Consider the following 17,735-nt stretch of genomic DNA (forward strand, 5'->3'; position numbering starts at 1 on the left):
AACATCAAAGCAAAAACCTAACTGCCCTAGGTTTTTGCTTTTTTCTTACCTTTTACAAGTTTTATCCAAAACGCTAGCTCAAACAACACACCTAATATAATTACCAAAAAAGTACCGCTTTGAAACGAAACGGTATAAAAGAAAATAGCGGTGATAAGCAGTGCCGCTAAAATTAGGTAGTGAGTAACAGTTGAAAACATATCGATTCCTTCAGTTGTTTTCTTACGCGTTGGCTTTAAATAGCAACTGATTTTGGCCTGCCGACTTTAAATAAAAGCGAATTTCTTGGCCTAATCGAGTTGTTACCTGGCTGATAATAAAATCACCCATTTTTTCAAGCTTAGCTAAGTAGTTAGTGCGATTTTTAAATGACTGCTTAATTAAGGTTTGCTTTTGTCCATTGATATAAAGCTTTGCATCCTGCTGATCATTTTTTGTTAAGCGTATTTGCTGTCCAGCTAACACTAATTTATATGTTTTAAGCATAATGCCTCCTTAATTCGTTAAGGCTAGACTAAGCAAAAATTAAAAACGATGAGCTTAAAAGTGTTTAAAGGCGATATTCGGTGATAACTGGATTTATTAAACCTGGGTTATGGGCGATTGGCCCATTGATTGATCATATTGAGTAAGTCTTTCTCAACCAAAGGTTTAGATAAAAAGTCATTCATACCAGCGGCTAAACATTTATCTTTGGTTTCACTCTGGTTGCTGGCTGTTAACGCAATAATTGGGGTATTTGTATCAAATTGGCGTATTTGCTTAGTGGCATCAAAGCCATCTAATTCAGGCATTAAGCAGTCCATTAAAATAATATCAAATCGATGCTCTTTTGCTTTCGTCACGGCTTCAAGACCATTATTTGCTGTTGTCACAGTGTGCTCAGCAAGCATCGCTTTTGCGATATGTTGGTTTAGTGGCACATCGTCTACCAGTAAAATAGCTGCATTGACTACTTTTTCAATAGTGTGTGCGGCGTCTAGATTTAGCTTTGGTTTTTCAGCCTCATCACACGGTAGAGTCACAACGAAACGTGATCCTTGACCAAGTTTACTGGCAACTTCAATTGCGCCATTCATTTGTTTTACTAGGGCATTACAAATGGCTAAACCTAGGCCAGTGCCGCCATATTTACGGGTTGTACTGGCATCTGCTTGAACAAACTTAGTGAATAAGGAGTCAATTTGCGCTTCGCTTAAACCTATGCCGGTATCAACAATCGTGATGGTGAGTAAATATTTGCCTTGCCCAGTTGCGGTTAATTCTACCGACACCGACACAGTGCCTTGCTCGGTAAATTTAATCGCATTACTAATTAAGTTGATTAATACCTGTTTTACGCGCACATCATCAAGTGCCACATAAGATGTTTGATTAGTGTAATTTGCGATAATACTAACGTCTTTTTCCATCGCCGATACATTAAACATATCGACAACGTTTTTTAGCATTTGGTTGATTTCACACGCCACGGGGTGCAATACAAGTTTGCCTGCCTCGATTTTCGAGATATCTAAAATATCATTAATGGTCGCGAGCAATTGCTGCCCCGAGCTGGTAATTACATCAAGTTGTTGCTGTTGTTGTTCGGTCATTGATGTTTTGGCAAGCAGTGTTGCTGTGCCAAGTACGCCATTTAACGGCGTGCGAATTTCGTGACTCATGACCGCGAGGAAATCTGACTTAGCTTGCGCGGCCAATTGGCTTTTTTCGGTTTCTTTCTTTAATTCGGCCTGCTTGGATAATAAATTATCGAGTAAATCGTTATATGCATTGACCAGTTCGCCAATTTCATCGCTGCGTTGAACAGATACTTTTTTGGGTTTACGAGATTTAATACCAGCGCGAATAGACTTTAAGAGTTGATATAGCGGCACAATTGCTTGGGAGCGAATCACATAAATACTCATTGCCATGGTGATTGAAAAGCCAAATAGGGCAGCGAAGAAAATATATTGGTTAGACAGTGCAATATAGTTGCCTAATTGTTTAGTGTTTATCACCAAAATAACAATGAGATCTTCAAGTGAACGGCGGTCTTCTGATACCGCTTCAAAGCTGGCTAAATAAATTAGTTGGTTATCAAAATAAAAGTAGTCGGGCGCTTGGTTAAAGTTTAGGTTATCGAGTAATTGGCTAAAGCGAAAATGAGAAGAGGTAAATGATTCGCCAATTAATTCTGCTTGGTTGCTTGCTAAAATAACCCCTGAATCTGCTTTAGCAATAAGAACATGATCTACCGCGTCGTTTGCACCTATTGCACTTGTAACTCGTTTAAAGTTTGCGATGCTAATACGGTTGGCTGTGGCAACAACAATGCTTTCAATAATTAACTCGGCTTCATGCTTCATCATTGCTTTAGAAAGCTGGGTTGCATTGTGTTTATTAAACAATACTAACCCCGCTAACACGGTGATATAGATAATACTGAGCAGTAAAGTTATTCGCTTTCCGAGCGTTAAGCCTTCAGTCACTTATTTTCCCTATAGATAAAAACTGCGAGAGCGCTTTGCACTCAAAATTTATACTATTTGTTTCATTTAGCACAGTACACACTTGCTGCATGTTTTGCGATAAGCCTTTTGGCGAGAGTATCTCTCGTTGATCATTTGCGGATAAGACTTTTAAATCTTGAAAAGCTGCGGCAAATTCATCCGCACTGATGCCTTCACGTTTAGCCATAATATTGTTTGCTTCGATGGGGTGTTGCTTTGCGTAATCAAGCGCCGCTTGCCATGCTCTATGAAAGCGTGTTATCCACTCTGGGTTTTGTTCAACTAGCTCGCTTGAAACCGTTACCACATCTAAAATTGTTTTAGGTATTTCACTCGAATCAAATACCTTTTGTAATTCAAACTCATTTAATAATAAGTTGGAATAGGGCGGGTATGTTACGTAAGCATCAATGATATCTTTATCAAATGCGTCGGGCGCATCAAGCTGCTCGATGTTTAGCATTTCAATGTCATTCAGCGCCAAGTCGTGTTTCGCTAGGGCTTGATGCAAAAAGAACGAGCCTAGCGAACCAAGCTCAACACCTACACGTTTATTTTTAATTTGGCTAAATTCACTAATGTCTGACTTTGCTAAAATCATATCGCCGCCGTTTGAATAGTCGGTCACTAATACAATGGATATTGATTTTTTATGCTGCGCAGCTAATGATACAGCTTCGATCATGGTGCTGGTCATGGCATTTGCTTTGCCTTGTCTGAAAAAGCGTTTTACTTCAGCCAGTGACGGTGCTTCAATTATTTCTATATCTAATCCTGCTTGTTTAAATAGCCCTTTTTCATTCGCTAAATATAAAAACTCGTACCCTGGCCATGGATTGATTGCCAATTTGATTTTTGGATTATGAGGCTGAGAGCATGAGCTCAATAACAGGCTTATTAAAATAAGTAGTATCAGGTGGATTGGTTTCATTATTTGTCTTCGCCTAACGCTTTTTTATTTAGTATAGAAAACCTTATGATAAGTGGTATAAATCAAAGTAAAAATATGAAATTCTTCAATATTCTAAAATATTCAGCTGTTTATTTTCCAATGACTAGCCAAGAATAAGCGTGTTTGCTGGCCAGCGACGGACAATTAACGAATTAAGGAATATAAAATGACATTAGGCGAAAAGATTAAACAGTTAAGACAAGAAAAAGGGTTAAGCCAACCTGAATTAGCAGCTGAAGCCGGTATTGAACAATCGTATTTATCAAAGTTAGAAAATGATAAATCGTTACCATCGAATGATATCTTTCGTAAAATACTCGTTGCGTTTCAGGTGTCACTAAATGACTTTGTAACAGACGAATTAGTGCAAAATGATATGTCACGGCTAAAGCAAATTCCTGATATAGAGCAGTTTACTGCACAAAAATCACAAAACCAATTTGCGCAAAGGCGCAACTTTTTATTGGCAGCTAGCTTAAGCATTGTGTTGGCAGCGACCTTATTTTTTATTGGTTACAGCAAACTTATTTTTAATGAGTATGTTTACCACTATGAATCGATTGGCGTAGTGAAAGACGATGAACCAGCAGATATATTTTCGCGGTGGGAAAGGTATTATTTAAATACAGGTGAGGAGTTGTCGGCATTACAAAGGCAGAAAAAACATAAATCCTTAAGCTTAGAAATGGCAAAACGTCGCGTTACATTAGTGCAAATGACACCCGAATATAAAGGCCCAAGCTATACCGAAACAGTCGCAGGGGGCAGACGCATTTATAAGCTTGATAACTTAATGAGTAAAAAGATTCGCCGCCCAGTTAATTCATGGTTGCAAGTACTTGGCGTACTGTTATTTGCATCAGGCATTATGGGTTTTGTATTAGAAAGGCGATTATTTAAACTGAACTAGGGTTAATAAAGTAAGCCGATCATGTTAAAGCACTTAATGGCTTATTAAGTGCTTAACATTTTACCTTAGAGCAACTGAGTTAATAAAAACGTCATCCACATTGCCATAAGTAATAGTGCACTTAAGCCAAACGCATAGGTACGCTTTTTTAAATTACGTGCAGAGATATGCTCAAAGGCATGCCAAAACCGTAGCGCAACATAACACCAAGCTGCAATTATCCAAGTGAATGTTTCAATAGAATGAAACGATAAAAAGCCTAATAGCATAAAAAATAAAACTGGCTGTTGAAACTGATTGTCGTAACTGCGCCCTGCTAACAGAATATCTTGTGGCATTTCGCGATAATCGAGATTTTGTACGGTTTTATAATTTAGCTGTTTTTTACGCACTGCAAGAATGCGCTTTGCTGCTGCGCGGATCAGTAAACTAAAGGTCAGTACTAGCAGTGCCAAAATAGGGCCGTATATCCAAATCATGTGTCTTTTTCTCCTTAAGTAAACACGGTAAGACCTAGTGTATTGCTAAAAAGCTTGCTATAACGTGTCTTAACTGACTAAAAAAGGTTAATTAAAGACATGCATAAAATTGGTATATTGGTTAATCAAGGTGTGATGGCAACCGCAGTTACAGGTGTAATTGATGTACTCAATGTGGCGAATGGTGTATACAAAAAACGCACTGGCGCAAATGCAGATGCCTTTAGTTGGCAGTTAATCGGTGTCGATAAAAAATACGTAGAATCGAGCCAAGGGTTGGTGTTTAAAGCGGATGTATGGCTTGAAGAAACCAGTGAATTTGATGTGTTGATTTGGCCTGGCAGCCAATACCGCAGCGATCAGGATCTCTGGCAGCTATGCAAAAGCCTAAAGCCGTTTCATCCGCATATTGTTAAGCTCGCAGAAAATGCTGAACTGGTAATGTCGGGGTGCACTGCTGTTCCGCTGCTGGCGCACACAGGCTTACTGGCTGATAAAAAAATTACCGCTAGCTGGTGGCTAGATAGTTTTTTTCAGCGTCACATAAAAGGATGCAAACTCGATACGAGTGAAATGTTGCGACTTGATGGTAAGTTTTTAACCTGTGGTGCCACATCGAGCTTCCTGCTATTAACTTGGTATTTGGTGCGTCATTACTTAGGTAAAGATATTGCCGATACAGTTGCTCGTTATTTATTGATAGATACGGAGCAGGTAAAACAAAGCGCATTTTTTGCGTTAAATGATTTACCTGAGCACCAAGATGGGGAAATGAGAAAGCTAGAGCAGTGGATCTGCGATCACTTGGATAGCAGTATTGATGTATCCACTATGGCGTATAAGCTTAATATTAGTGAGCGCACATTAACTCGTCGATTCAAAAAGCTGTTAGGCGTTGCGCCCATGCAGTATGTGCAAATTGCACGCATTGAACGCGCGTGTGGTTTGTTAAAAACAACCAATAAAACGGCGCAGCAAATTGCGTTGGGTTTAGGTTATCAAGATGATGCCGCGTTTCGTAAATTATTTATTAAACATAAAGGCGTTGGTATGGGCGAGTACCGTAGAAATAAAGAGTTTTTTGAATTGTAAAAAAAAGGGCAAGTGCCCCCTTTTTTATTTCATTAAATTAACTTCAACTTTGCCGTCTTTTATAACAAGCTCAACCTGTTCCATTGTACTGATGTTCTCAAGAGGATTGCCTTTTACCGCAATCACATCGGCAAACTTCCCAGCGTCTAGCGAACCAAGAGAATTTTGTTGTTTAAGTAACGTTGCGGCATTAATGGTAGCCGCCTGTAGCGCTTGTAGTTCAGTCATGCCAAATTTCACCATGCGGCTAAATTGGTGACCGTTGTCACCGTGAGGATATACACCTGCGTCAGATGCAAACACCATATTCACCCCAGCTTTTACCGCTTTAGTGAAACTTGCACGCTGGCGCGATCCTACTTTACGTTCTTTATTCAAACTTTCTTCTAGAATGCCGGCTTTTTTGCCCTCGCTAAGAATATATTCAGTATTGTAAATATCCATCGAGAAGTAAGTGCCTTTTTCAAGCGCTAACTGGATTGCCTCATCATCCACAAAGCTGACATGCTCAACCGAGTTAACACCTGCTTTAATTGCCGATTTAATACCATCGGTACCATGGGCGTGTGCTGCTACCGTTAGGCCGCGTAAATGGGCTTCATCAACAATCGCAGTCATTTCTTCTTGCGAATACTGTTGTGCGCCCACTTTGGTGCCTTTTGATAGCACGCCACCCGTAGCGCAAAATTTAATAACATCAGCGCCGTATTTGATGTTTTCACGCACTTTTGCTCGCACTGCCCAAGGGCCGTCGGCAACACCTTGACTCGTCACCGCATGTTCATGGGTTAATAAATTATTGTCACAGTGGCCACCAGTAACGCCTAGGCTTGGCCCAGCCGCAAAAATACGAGGGCCGGGTACATCGCCATCTTTAATTGCATCTTTTAGCGCGATATCGGCGTAACCAGGTGCGCCTAGGTTACGTACCGATGTAAAACCTGCCTCTAATGTACGTTTTGCATTACGCACACCGGTAATTGCAGAACGTTGCGTAGTGCGTTGCAGGCGTTTGTAACCGTGTACTTGGGCGTCACTTGTTAAATGCACATGCATATCAAAAAGCCCTGGCAATAGTGTGTAGCCTTTTAGTTCCATTACTTTGGCATCAGGTGCGTAAGCTTTACGATTGCTTTTGCTAAGGCTCACAATTTTATTATCTTCAATGACCAGTGTGGCCGGTTTAATTAATTTACCTGTGTTGATATCGAGTGCGGCATCGGCATTTAATACGAGCTGCTCCGCCATTGCTGAAAAACTACTGAGTGTTGCTAACGCAATAAGTGTACGTTTAAACATAATTACAAACTCCTGCTGATTTTTATTTGTTATCCCATAGCTGTTCGCAATAGTGAAGAAAAACTCGATAATTAACCAAGTTAAAAATCCACACGGCGAAAATAAACGTAACATCATGGATATAGGCTAAAATTATCTGCAAAATTGAGTTATATTTAGCGTGCATAAAATCAACAGGAAGTCATAAATGAAAGCGTTACTCGTCAAAATTTTAGTACCAATCGGTATTTTTATTATCGGAGCCTTAGGTTTTAGTTTAATCAAAGCAAGTGCCGCCGATGATGGCGAGAAAAAGCCTGTTGATACCCGTCCTACGGTAAGTGTTTCAACATTAAAAGCGGTTGAGCATCAAGTTGTACTAACCAGTTTTGGCGAGGTAAAACCGCTAGAAACAACGCGTTTAGCGGCGCAAGTTTCGGGCGAAGTGATGTCTTGGCATAAGAACTTTGTCGCGGGTGGTTTAGTAAAACGTGGTGAAGTGTTGTTCACCATTGAAAAAGATAATTATCAGGCTGCATTGTTGCAAGCCGAAGCCGCACTTACTAGTGCACAAGCAGCATTAATAGAAGAGCAAGCAAAAGCACAAGTTGCGGAAGATGAAGCCAAACGCTTTCCGAATAAACCACGCACCGATTTATTCTTAAGAAAACCACAAGTGCTTAGCGCACAAGCACAAGTGAAATCAGCGCAAGCTGCATTAATGCGTGCACAACGTGACCTTGCTGATTGCGAAGTAAAAGCGCCTTACGATGCACTAATTATTTCGCGTGATATTGGCGTTGGCCAGTTTGTTAACAAAGGCACTCAAGTAGCCCAGCTAAACAACATTGAAACCGCTGAAATCATTTTACCGATTGCTGGTTTTGATAGTTTATTTTTGCCTTCACCGCTTGCTGAAACACCGGTAAATATTTCTTATAAAGGCGTTAACGGTTTTGCTCGCCAAGGTAAAATTGCACGTGACTTAGGAATAATTGATAGCGCAACGCGAATGAGCCATATCGTGGTTCAGGTTGACGATCCATATAATCTTAAAAGCCAAGGTAGCGACTTAAAATTTGGCAAATATGTGGAAGTGTCGTTTAGCGGTCAGCAACTATCGCAAGTATTTAAATTGCCACAAGAACTTGTGAATAACCGTACTGTATGGGTTGTTGATAACGAGCAAAAGCTGCAAGCCAAAGAAGTGAATATATTGCGCAGTGAAGGGGCATTCTTTTTGATTGATAAAGGCCTTACTAATGATGAGAAGCTAGTACTAACATTGCCTGAATACCCGCAGCAGGGCATGGCGGTAAAGCTAGCAGCAAGTAAATCAAGCGAAGCGCTAAAGTAAGGGCAAACCATGAAACACAATCAACAAACAGGGTTAATTGCCTTTTTTGCCAATAACTCAGTTGCCGCCAACTTAATGATGTTTTTCATTATTTTAATGGGCATTGTGAGCTATGCAACGATTCAGCGACAAATGTTTCCCAGCATTGAAATTAACTATATTACGGTTAATGCCAACTACCCAGGCGCTTCGCCACAAGAAATTGAAGAAGGCATTTTAATCAAGATTGAAGAGTCGATTAAAGACATTACTGAAATTGAAAAAAGCATTTCGCGTGCGTTTCGTAATGGCGGTAGCGTAACCCTAGAGATCGACCCTGATAAAAACTTGGCTGAAGTACTCGATAAAGTAAAACTGAGAGTGGATGGCATTGCCACTTTTCCTGCGGGAATGGAGCCCGTTACCGTTTCGCAGATAGAATTTCAGCAAGATGTTATCAATATGGCGTTAGTCGGGGATTTACCGCTCATTCAGCTAAAACCAATTGCACGCCAAGTTGAGACGGAATTGCTGCAATTAAAAAATGTGTCACTGGTTAACTTAAGCACGCCAGACGATGAAATAGCGGTTGAAATTCAACCCGATCAGCTGCGTAAATATAATCTCACCTTAAGCCAAGTAAGTGATGCGATTCGTCGTTATTCTGCCAACATTTCAGCAGGTCAACTGAAAACCGACTCGGGCATTATTTCTGTGCGAGTGGAAAATCAGTTTTATAAAGGCGATGAATTCCGTCAGATCCCCGTGAAGGTGGGCAACAATGGCGCAAAAGTATTGCTGGGTGATATTGCGGAAATTAAAGACGAATTTGTTGAAGGTGAACGCTATTTCCAAATGTCGGGTGCCAATGCGATTTCTTTGTCGGTAAAAGCAACGAAAGATCAGAATATGATTCCAGTTGCGGAATCGGTAAATCGCTATATCGAAGAGCGCAATAAAACACTGCCACCGGGCGTGCAGCTTGAAAGCATTGTTGATATGACATATTACCTCAATGCGCGTCTCGATATGATGCTGAAAAACCTATTTCAAGGTGCGATTTTAGTAGCTTTAATGCTAACCCTATTCTTACGCTTTAAATTGGCACTTTGGGTTATGGTGGGTCTGCCAGTGTGCTTCCTGGGTGCCATGATGATGATGCCGATGGTCGGCGTAAGCATTAATATTGTATCGCTTTTCGCCTTTATTATGGTGCTGGGTATTGTGGTTGATGACGCCATTGTAATTGGCGAAAGTGCCTACAGTGAAATTGAACGGTCCGGCCCCGGCGTAACAAGTGTGGTGCGTGGTGCGCAGCGGGTAGCGACACCTGCTACTTTTGGTGTACTGACCACCATTGCGGTATTTGCGCCGTTTACGCTATCAAGTGGACCTGAAAGTGCATTTTTTGTCAGTATCGCTGCAGTTTCTATTTTGTGCTTAATCTTTAGCTTGATTGAATCTAAGCTAATTTTACCCGCCCACTTGGCGCACACCCATTTTAGTGAAGTAAAAGCAGATGGCTTTAGAGCCAAGTTTAACAAGCGATTTTTTGGCTTTGTAAATGGCCCTTATCAGCGTTTTGTTATTAAGTGTGTGGAATGGCGCTACGCTGTATTTGCTGTTTTTGTTGCGTTACTAATGATTAGTGTCGGTTTGCTTGCAGGTAACTATGTGCGCGTTGTACCAACACCAAAAGTACCACATGACTTCCCAACGATTCGTATTGAAATGAACGATAACGTTTCAGATATGCAAACGATTTCAGCGCTGCAAACAATTGAAGCTGTGATCACTCAAATAGATAAAGAAACCCAAGCAAATACCGGACAAACTATGATCCGCGACATGTTGGTGTTTAACCAAGGTCGTACTGAAGGCCAACTTGTTGTTCCTTTGGTTGATGAAGAGTTACGACCATACAATACATTTGAGTTATCGCGTCGTTGGCGTGAAGCATTACCCGAAATTCCGGGGCTTAAATCAATTAATATTCAAGATGATGTAAACGGTGGCGGTAATGATGGCGAATTTGGTTATCTGTTATTTGGCCCAGATATCGATATTTTAAATGCCGCAGGCCGTCAGTTTATTGCTATGCTGCAACAACAAAAAGGCTTGTTTGATATTAGCTCGACAATCGACCCTGCCAGCAAAGAAGTGCAAATCAGCTTAAAGCCTGTTGCGTACGATCTAGGGCTTAATCTTGCCAATATTGCTAATCAGGTAGGCGCAAGCTTTTATGGTGGCGAAGCGCAGCGAGTCATTCGTAATGGTGAAGAAGTGCGTGTAATGGTGCGTTATCCTAAATTAACACGCGAAGCGTACTCGTCACTTAAATATACCGTTATCACAACACCTAGCGGCAAAGAAGTTATGCTAGGTGATGTTGTTGATTTAGTTGAAAAGCCGGGTATTAGTTACATTCGCCGTGAAGGCGGTTATCGTAGTGTGTATATTTGGGGCGCAATTGATGAAGAAGTGGTTGAGCCTGACGCCGTTGTTAAATCGGTTAAAGACGAGTTATTACCACAACTTAAAGAGCAGTTCCCAACAGTAAAATCTGAACTTGGTGGCTCAATTGAAGAGCAGCAAGCGCAGGCCAATGAGCAGAAACTGTTTTTCGTAGCTGGTATGTTTATTGTTTATATTTTGCTGGCAGTGCCACTGAAGAGTTATTTCCAGCCGTTAATTATTATGTCGGTGATTCCATTCAGTATGGTGGGAGCAATTTGGGGGCATTTCTCGTTTGGTTTAGATATTTCATTGATGTCGACCTTTGGTCTTATTGCTGCAGCTGGGGTGGTTATTAATGACTCCCTAGTTATGACCGATTTTGTTAACCAAATGCGAGCGCAAGGCGCATCGATAAAAGAGGCGGTAACAAAAGCGGGGTGTGCACGTTTTCGCGCAATTACACTGACCTCAATCACCACGTTTGTTGGGGTATTGCCAATTATGTTTGAAACTAGCTTACAAGCGCGCTTTGTTATCCCAATGGCAGTTGCTCTTGGCTTCTCGGTGCTGTTTGCCACATTGGTAACACTAGTGCTAGTGCCATGTATGTACCTTATCTTACAAGATCTTGGTAATGGGGTTGCTTGGTTATGGAAAAAAACCACCAACCTTTTCGGAAGGAAAACCAGCTTGCAAAATTAACTGAAAAAGCCCTATTTATTAGGGCTTTTTTAATTGCTTTAAATCGCTATAAATCTGAATAGTTTTTAGCAATTCAATTTTCCTCGACTACACTTTTTAAGAACACTTATATTGCGGCTAAAAATCGTACACGAATTATAGCTACGGAACGCATAAGGATTATAAAGTGGAGTTTCGTTTGAAAAATACCTTATCTCACTCAGCTGAGTGTTTACGCAAAGCAGTACCGTTAATGGTTAAGTACAATATTGCAGTTACCCCCGCAAATTATGCGCTTTGGTATAGCTATGTATCTGGCAACCATCCCAAGTTAAATCAAAAGCTGGATTCTGCATTAAGAACCTTTGGTACTTGCCCGCCTGCATTGTCACGGGATTTATTTGAAGAGTTTTTATCAGACAAAGATCTTGAGCTGTTTGATTCAGTTGCTGAAGACATTAATGCGGTTGTTGCAGAGGTTGAAAAAAACGTTGGGCAAACCTTAAATTCAGCCAATGACTTTAGTGAAGTTTTGAGCTCATGTAATCAAGAGCTGAGCGATTTTTCAAAAGAAGACGCATCAGAACGAGATATTTTAGAATTAGTTAATAAGCTGTCGGAAGAATCAAAAAGCATGCAGCATACAACCGAGCGTTTTCAGCAGCAATTACGTGCTGCATATCAAGAGATTTCTAAACTGCGCAGCGAGCTTAATGAATCGAAAAGAGCGGCATCGAAAGATGGTTTAACAGGCCTTAATAATCGTAAGTCATTCGATGAAGATCTCGACTTATTGTGTAACAGTCACCACAGTGTTTTAAAGCTCTATTTAACCATTGTGGATATCGATAATTTTAAACAGTTTAACGACGATTTCGGTCATCAAAAAGGCGATCTCGTACTAAAAGTGGTGGCTGAAAGATTAAAGAAACACGCCGATGAACTTAATGCTGCGTATCGCTATGGTGGTGAAGAGTTTTGTATTTTGAGCCAATTTAAAGATAAGCGCTCAGCGGTTAATTATTTAGAAAAAATTCGTGTCGATATTGAGCGTTTGGCATTAAAAGACAATAAAACCGGCAAGTCATTACGCAGTATTTCAGCCAGTTTTGGTGTAGCTGAGTTTGATGGTGAATCGTGTGAAATGCTTCTCGAGCGTGCAGATAAAGCACTGTATAAAGCGAAAGAATCAGGTAGAAACTGCATTATTGTTGCTTAAGGTACAGCGATGACAACGTTAATTGAAATGTTAGCAATGCAAAGAGCGCAAAGCGAAGGGCGTCTTAAAGTGACGGCTGATGATATTATGTGGGCGCAAGCCAACATAGATTGTTTTGAAGCGTTGCGGGATTGTATGGGATTAGATGTTGCCGATAATGACGTACTATTTGACCACCAAATACACAGCTCTGAACGTTTACCTGAGTAACCTGAAGAGTGTTATAAATTGCCAATTATTTCATACAAGGTAAAGGCAACTTCAAGACCAATGAGCAGTAGCAAAAAGCTTAGTAACACGGATTTAGGTACTTTTGCGCAGCAGTATGCGCCAAGAGGTGCGCCTACCACTACAACCGGAATCGCCGCCAATACATATTGAGATATTGGCGCGGTTATCGCGTTTAAATATAAGAAATTTATACTGCTAGCAAATACTGATGTTACTGCCATAACGATGACCGACGTGGCAGTCGCGACCTTTAAATCAGCTTTAAAATGCAGCATTAACAAGGCAAAAATAGCGATATCTGCCCCTGAGCCAATCAAGCCGCTGACTATACCTCCTAACAACGCCACAAATACCACTAACGCATTTTTCTTTTTACAGCTTAAGTTTATATCTAATTGCTGTTTACCTTTCCAATGAGCACGAAGCAGGGTGATGGCAAAGACTAATAAAAAGACGCTAAACAGTGATTTTGTGACCAATCTAGGCAGAAGTTCAGCAATAAACAACAAGCTGATAGCGACGCCGGGTAATGCGCCAAAAAGCGCAAGCAATACAACCGAACGGTAATATTTGATGCCGCTAAATATAATGGTGAGACTGGCAGCTGTCATCCCAAAGCTCTGAATCGCGAGTGAAAATACTTTCGCAGTAGCAGGTTCAATGGCCAGCACTTTCGTCATGACTGGAAAAGCAACGGCACCGCCGCCAAGCGCTGTGCCGCCAGCAACAAATGACCCGAATGCCATAGTAATCGCAATACTAATTTGCGACATAAAATTAGCCAATGCACTGTTAATTCCCTGCATGAATAGCCAGCAAATATAAGTGCTAGCTAAAAATAAAAGGGGAATGTATTGACGGTAGCTTCGGTTTTTAAAATCCATGGACAGCGCTGTCATTTTTAATTGTTTACAAAATAGCAAAGTATTTGATGCAAAGACAAGGTAAATAATTAAAGCGTTACCTTGGCGTGTGCTATCGGCTGACTTACATAGAATATGCGACGCAGCTTCTGCTTTGCATAAAACCCTATCAAGCTGTTGCAAAAACGAACTTGAAAGGTCAACAGACCCTAATACAAAAATGAATTTACTGAAGCCAGCAATCAATAAATGGCATGTTACAGATCTAAGCGTCGTGAAAAACAGTATAAATCTCGGTGTAATTTAGTTTAATTTGCTTAACCACTTAATAAATCAAGAAGTTAGGTTTATAGTTAAATTAGAAACAAAAAACCTCAACAATAATTTATTAAAACTATATGGCAACAATATTAATTACCGGCGCTGCGCAGCGTATTGGCCTTGATTTAGCAAAGCATTTTTTAAATAAAGGCGACAAACTGATTATTACTTATCGCACTAAACATGCGTCAGTAAATGAGTTGTTGGAGCTTGGCGCTATTTGTTTAGCATGTGACTTTGAGCAAAGTGATGCCGTAGAAAAGTTGGTAGAACAAGTTAAAAGCCATACTAACGAACTCAGTGCGATTATTCATAATGCATCAAGTTGGGATTGCGAAAGCAAGAACCCTGACTTTAATAGTTTATTTGATAACATGATGAATATTCATGCAAAAGTGCCTTATTTATTAAACTTAGCGCTTATGCCTTTATTACAAAATAGCAGCGACGAACACAGTAATATTATCCATATTACTGATTACGTAGTTGAAAAAGGTAGCCCAAAGCATATTGCTTATGCCGCGAGCAAAGCGGCGCTTGATAATTTAACGCGTTCTTTTTCTGCCAAGTTAGCGCCAAAAGTGAAAGTAAATTCGATTGCGCCGTCATTAATTATTTTTAATGACCATGATGACGATGCTTACCGTGCAAAAACCCTTAAAAAATCGATTATGGCGTTAGAGCCCGGCACAGCAGAAGTTATTAATGGTATCGAAATGATTCTAAACAGCAATTATATGACAGGACGCACATTGCAACTCGATGGTGGTCGCCACCTAAAATAGGATAGAACAATGGAAAAGAAACTAGCTGAAAACTACCGACAAATTATTGAAGCGGTTGGCGAGAATCCAGAGCGCGAAGGCCTGCTTGATACGCCAAAACGAGCTGCCAAGGCAATGGAGTACCTGACACAAGGTTATCGCCAAACGCTTGACGAAATTACCAACAATGCAGTGTTTACTTCAGATGCCGACGATATGGTGTTGATACAAGATATTGAGCTGTATTCTATGTGTGAGCATCATTTATTACCCTTTGTTGGTCGTTGTCATATTGCCTATATTCCCGATGGTAAAGTACTTGGGCTATCAAAGTTTGCGCGTATTGTTGATATGTTTGCACGCCGCTTTCAAATTCAAGAACAGCTTACGCATCAAATTGCTGAAGCGGTGCAACAAGTTACCAACGCGAAAGGTGTGGGTGTTATTGTTGAGGCCAAACACATGTGCATGATGATGCGCGGTGTAGAGAAACAAAACTCTAAAATGCGCACGTCTGTAATGTTGGGGAATTTCCGTGAAGATCCAAAAACACGCAATGAATTCTTGCAGTTAGTTAAGGGGTAATTATGCTCAATGCGATTATAAATATAACGAATTTACGCCTGCGCACTTACATTGGCTTTAACCCTGAAGAGCGTGAAAAAAAGCAAGATGTAGTGATTAATATTGAAGTGCATTATCCGGCCGATATGGCCTGTGTTACCGACCAAGTAGACCAAGCGGTAAACTACAAAGACATCACCAAAGCAGTGATTGAGCTGGTGGAAAACGGCCACTTTTTGCTGCTTGAAAAATTGGTGGCCGATGTACTTGAAGAGTGCCATCGCCATTCAAGTGTGACATTTGCCAAAGTATCTATCGATAAGCCACATGCATTGCGCTTTGCTGATTCGGTATCGCTTACACTTGCATGGCAAAAGCCAAGCTAAAAAAATTGTAGCGCCATAGCGATAACTATGGCGTATCGAAGTGCTTTTCCAATAGCTACAAGCAATACGAAAATAGAAAACGGCACCCGCATAATGCCAGCAACAAAGGTGAGTGGATCGCCCACAATGGGCAGCCAAGCTAATAATAAACTGGCTCTGCCGTAACGATTAAAGCTTTGCTGTGCTTTTTCTAGTTGTTGCTCAGATACTGCAAACCACTTTCTATCTTTAAAGCGATTAAGCTCCTTTCCTAACCACCAATTAACGCAGCTACCTAAAATGTTGCCCAATGTTGCACTAAACCACAGCAAAGCAATGTTGTATTGTTGCTGGGTGAGATAAGCAAGCATGCCTTCAGAGGCTGTGGGAAGTAGTGTTGCAGCAATAAATGCGGTAAAAAATAGTGATAGGTAGCTCAAACAAGGACTTAAATATTACTCAGTGATAGCTTGACGCATGATGCTAAATTTTTAACACTGAGTCCAGCGTAAATAATTATATGGAATATAAATGAAATACCTATTACCTCTGATGTTGCTAGGAACGCTAGCAGGTTGTGCGCAAACGCCAAAAAATCAAACCACCTACCAGAAACCCAATTACGAAACCTATATTGCTCAAGGTGAATCTTTTCCTATCTCACAATTTAACGATATGAAAGGTGAGACGGTTGAGTTGGCCGAAGACAAGCGCAAGTTAGTGTTACTTTTCGCCACTTGGTGTAGTGATTCGCAGCGTTTTGTTAAACAGTTAATGGCATCGCCACTTATCGCAGACCCTGATCTACAGATTATTGCGATTGGTCGAGAAGAAGATGCGCAAAGCTTAGTGAACTTTTCAGAAAAGTTTGCAACTAACTTCACCATGGTGGCTGATCCAGAGCGCAAAATTTATAGTCAATTTGCCAACGCGGGTGTGCCACGCATTATTTTGTTAGATAAGCAAAACCGCGTCGTTTCAACCTTGATTGGTGAAGCGCCAAACACCATTGAAAAAGTACTTTGGTAACAAAAGAATACATCATTTGAATCTTATAACGCGTAAATTCGCGGATTGGTCGTTTCCAGTTGCAGCATTGAATGGGATGCTGTATTAATTGGTAAGTTAATAATATTAGGGGCAAACTATGAAATTAAGAACATTAGTTCTTGCAGCTGCAATTGCTGCACCAGCACTTGCAAACGCTAACCCTGCATTCAAAGAAGCAGAGGATGCTATCGAATACCGTCAACAAGCGTTTCAGTTAATCCGTACGCAAATCGCAAATATGGGCGATATGTTGAAAGGTAAAGTTGAATTTAACGCGGAAACTTTCCAAATGCGTGCTAACAATGCTGCAGCATTATCAAAAATGCCTTGGGAAGCGTTTTACGCGGGCACAGACAAAGGCGATACGTCTGCACTAGCAGCTGTATGGTCAGACAATGAAACGTTTATGCAAAAAGCAAATGCGTTCGCTGATTATGCAGATAAACTAGCAGTTGCTGCACAGTCAGGTGACCCAAAAGTAATTAAACCTGCATTTGGCGCTTGGGCAAAAGGCTGTAAAGATTGTCACAAGTCTTTCAAAGATTAATTGCTTAAGTTAATCGCAAAAAAAGGTCAGCATATGCTTAATGCAGATCGTTTAAGCTAATTGAACGATCTTTCAGAGGCTTCATAATAGGCCACAACGCAAGTAGTGGCCTATTTTTATGTCTGATTTTA

General features: G+C 40.7%; 19 protein-coding genes. 11 read left to right on the forward strand and 8 right to left on the reverse strand.

What is annotated here, in order from left to right; genetic code table 11:
* Positions 1-26: 26 nt before the first annotated feature.
* The 4 genes from L1068_RS16110 to L1068_RS16125 all read right to left on the reverse strand — a co-directional run bounded on the left by L1068_RS16110 (position 27) and on the right by L1068_RS16125 (position 3,426).
* A complete protein-coding gene (locus L1068_RS16110) occupies positions 27-200 on the reverse strand; it encodes a hypothetical protein (RefSeq protein ID WP_010561356.1) in 174 nt (57 codons plus the stop codon).
* A gap of 22 nt (positions 201-222) precedes the next feature.
* The gene (locus L1068_RS16115) at positions 223-486 is read right to left on the reverse strand and encodes a hypothetical protein (protein ID WP_010561357.1); all 264 of its coding nucleotides are present in this window, start codon (positions 484-486) and stop codon (positions 223-225) included.
* A gap of 107 nt (positions 487-593) precedes the next feature.
* Positions 594-2,474 (reverse strand): ATP-binding protein, encoded by a 1,881-nt coding sequence (locus L1068_RS21985; protein WP_237131069.1) that lies wholly within the window; start codon positions 2,472-2,474, stop codon positions 594-596.
* Positions 2,467-3,426: an ABC transporter substrate-binding protein gene (locus L1068_RS16125; RefSeq protein ID WP_237131070.1), complete on the reverse strand. Its 960-nt coding sequence runs from the start codon at positions 3,424-3,426 to the stop codon at positions 2,467-2,469. The genes L1068_RS21985 and L1068_RS16125 overlap by 8 nt, the downstream gene beginning before the upstream one ends.
* Positions 3,427-3,613: 187 nt before the next feature.
* On the opposite strand from L1068_RS16125, the gene L1068_RS16130 reads away from it, so the two are divergent.
* Positions 3,614-4,357, forward strand: coding sequence for a helix-turn-helix transcriptional regulator (locus tag L1068_RS16130; RefSeq protein ID WP_237131071.1), 744 nt, complete (start codon positions 3,614-3,616; stop codon positions 4,355-4,357).
* Between the two features lie 65 nt (positions 4,358-4,422).
* Here L1068_RS16130 and L1068_RS16135 read toward each other — a convergent pair whose 3' ends face one another.
* Positions 4,423-4,836 carry an MAPEG family protein gene (locus L1068_RS16135; RefSeq protein ID WP_237131072.1) on the reverse strand — a complete coding sequence of 138 codons (414 nt, stop codon included), beginning with the start codon at positions 4,834-4,836 and terminating at the stop codon, positions 4,423-4,425.
* 99 nt (positions 4,837-4,935) lie between these two features.
* Here L1068_RS16135 and L1068_RS16140 point away from each other — a divergent pair, with 99 nt between their 5' ends.
* Complete coding sequence (locus tag L1068_RS16140; RefSeq protein WP_237131073.1) at positions 4,936-5,928, forward strand: helix-turn-helix domain-containing protein; 993 nt, start codon at positions 4,936-4,938, stop codon at positions 5,926-5,928.
* A 24-nt stretch (positions 5,929-5,952) separates the two neighbouring features.
* Here L1068_RS16140 and L1068_RS16145 read toward each other — a convergent pair whose 3' ends face one another.
* Positions 5,953-7,227: an amidohydrolase family protein gene (locus L1068_RS16145; RefSeq protein ID WP_237131074.1), complete on the reverse strand. Its 1,275-nt coding sequence runs from the start codon at positions 7,225-7,227 to the stop codon at positions 5,953-5,955.
* Positions 7,228-7,414: 187 nt separating this feature from the next.
* On the opposite strand from L1068_RS16145, the gene L1068_RS16150 reads away from it, so the two are divergent.
* The 4 genes from L1068_RS16150 to L1068_RS16165 all read left to right on the forward strand — a co-directional run bounded on the left by L1068_RS16150 (position 7,415) and on the right by L1068_RS16165 (position 13,109).
* The gene (locus L1068_RS16150) at positions 7,415-8,563 is read left to right on the forward strand and encodes an efflux RND transporter periplasmic adaptor subunit (RefSeq protein WP_237131075.1); all 1,149 of its coding nucleotides are present in this window, start codon (positions 7,415-7,417) and stop codon (positions 8,561-8,563) included.
* 9 nt (positions 8,564-8,572) lie between these two features.
* Entirely contained in the window at positions 8,573-11,701 is a 3,129-nt protein-coding gene (locus L1068_RS16155; protein ID WP_237131076.1) for an efflux RND transporter permease subunit, read from the forward strand.
* 178 nt (positions 11,702-11,879) lie between these two features.
* Entirely contained in the window at positions 11,880-12,899 is a 1,020-nt protein-coding gene (locus L1068_RS16160; protein WP_237131077.1) for a GGDEF domain-containing protein, read from the forward strand.
* A 9-nt stretch (positions 12,900-12,908) separates the two neighbouring features.
* Positions 12,909-13,109, forward strand: coding sequence for a hypothetical protein (locus L1068_RS16165; protein WP_237131078.1), 201 nt, complete (start codon positions 12,909-12,911; stop codon positions 13,107-13,109).
* 11 nt (positions 13,110-13,120) lie between these two features.
* On the opposite strand, the gene L1068_RS16170 is transcribed toward L1068_RS16165, so the two are convergent.
* Positions 13,121-13,903, reverse strand: coding sequence for a sulfite exporter TauE/SafE family protein (locus L1068_RS16170; protein WP_237131079.1), 783 nt, complete (start codon positions 13,901-13,903; stop codon positions 13,121-13,123).
* Between the two features lie 488 nt (positions 13,904-14,391).
* On the opposite strand from L1068_RS16170, the gene folM reads away from it, so the two are divergent.
* The 3 genes from folM to folX are packed head-to-tail and all read left to right on the forward strand — an operon-like array spanning position 14,392 to position 16,028.
* Complete coding sequence (gene folM / locus L1068_RS16175) at positions 14,392-15,099, forward strand: dihydromonapterin reductase (protein WP_237131080.1); 708 nt, start codon at positions 14,392-14,394, stop codon at positions 15,097-15,099.
* Between the two features lie 9 nt (positions 15,100-15,108).
* Positions 15,109-15,663, forward strand: coding sequence for a GTP cyclohydrolase I FolE (gene folE / locus L1068_RS16180; RefSeq protein WP_237131081.1), 555 nt, complete (start codon positions 15,109-15,111; stop codon positions 15,661-15,663).
* Positions 15,664-15,665: 2 nt separating this feature from the next.
* Complete coding sequence (gene folX, locus L1068_RS16185) at positions 15,666-16,028, forward strand: dihydroneopterin triphosphate 2'-epimerase (RefSeq protein WP_010561371.1); 363 nt, start codon at positions 15,666-15,668, stop codon at positions 16,026-16,028.
* On the opposite strand, the gene L1068_RS16190 is transcribed toward folX, so the two are convergent.
* A complete protein-coding gene (locus L1068_RS16190) occupies positions 16,025-16,447 on the reverse strand; it encodes a YqaA family protein (RefSeq protein ID WP_237131082.1) in 423 nt (140 codons plus the stop codon). The two genes, folX and L1068_RS16190, sit on opposite strands and share 4 nt — an antisense overlap.
* A 91-nt stretch (positions 16,448-16,538) precedes the next feature.
* Here L1068_RS16190 and L1068_RS16195 point away from each other — a divergent pair, with 91 nt between their 5' ends.
* Both L1068_RS16195 and L1068_RS16200 read left to right on the forward strand, forming a co-directional pair.
* Complete coding sequence (locus L1068_RS16195; protein WP_054979355.1) at positions 16,539-17,036, forward strand: TlpA disulfide reductase family protein; 498 nt, start codon at positions 16,539-16,541, stop codon at positions 17,034-17,036.
* A 118-nt stretch (positions 17,037-17,154) separates the two neighbouring features.
* Positions 17,155-17,604 carry a cytochrome c gene (locus L1068_RS16200; protein ID WP_010561374.1) on the forward strand — a complete coding sequence of 150 codons (450 nt, stop codon included), beginning with the start codon at positions 17,155-17,157 and terminating at the stop codon, positions 17,602-17,604.
* The last annotated feature ends 131 nt before the right edge of the window (positions 17,605-17,735 follow it).

It is taken from the genome of Pseudoalteromonas sp. MMG024, assembly GCF_021654175.1.
Classification (GTDB): Bacteria; Pseudomonadota; Gammaproteobacteria; order Enterobacterales; family Alteromonadaceae; genus Pseudoalteromonas.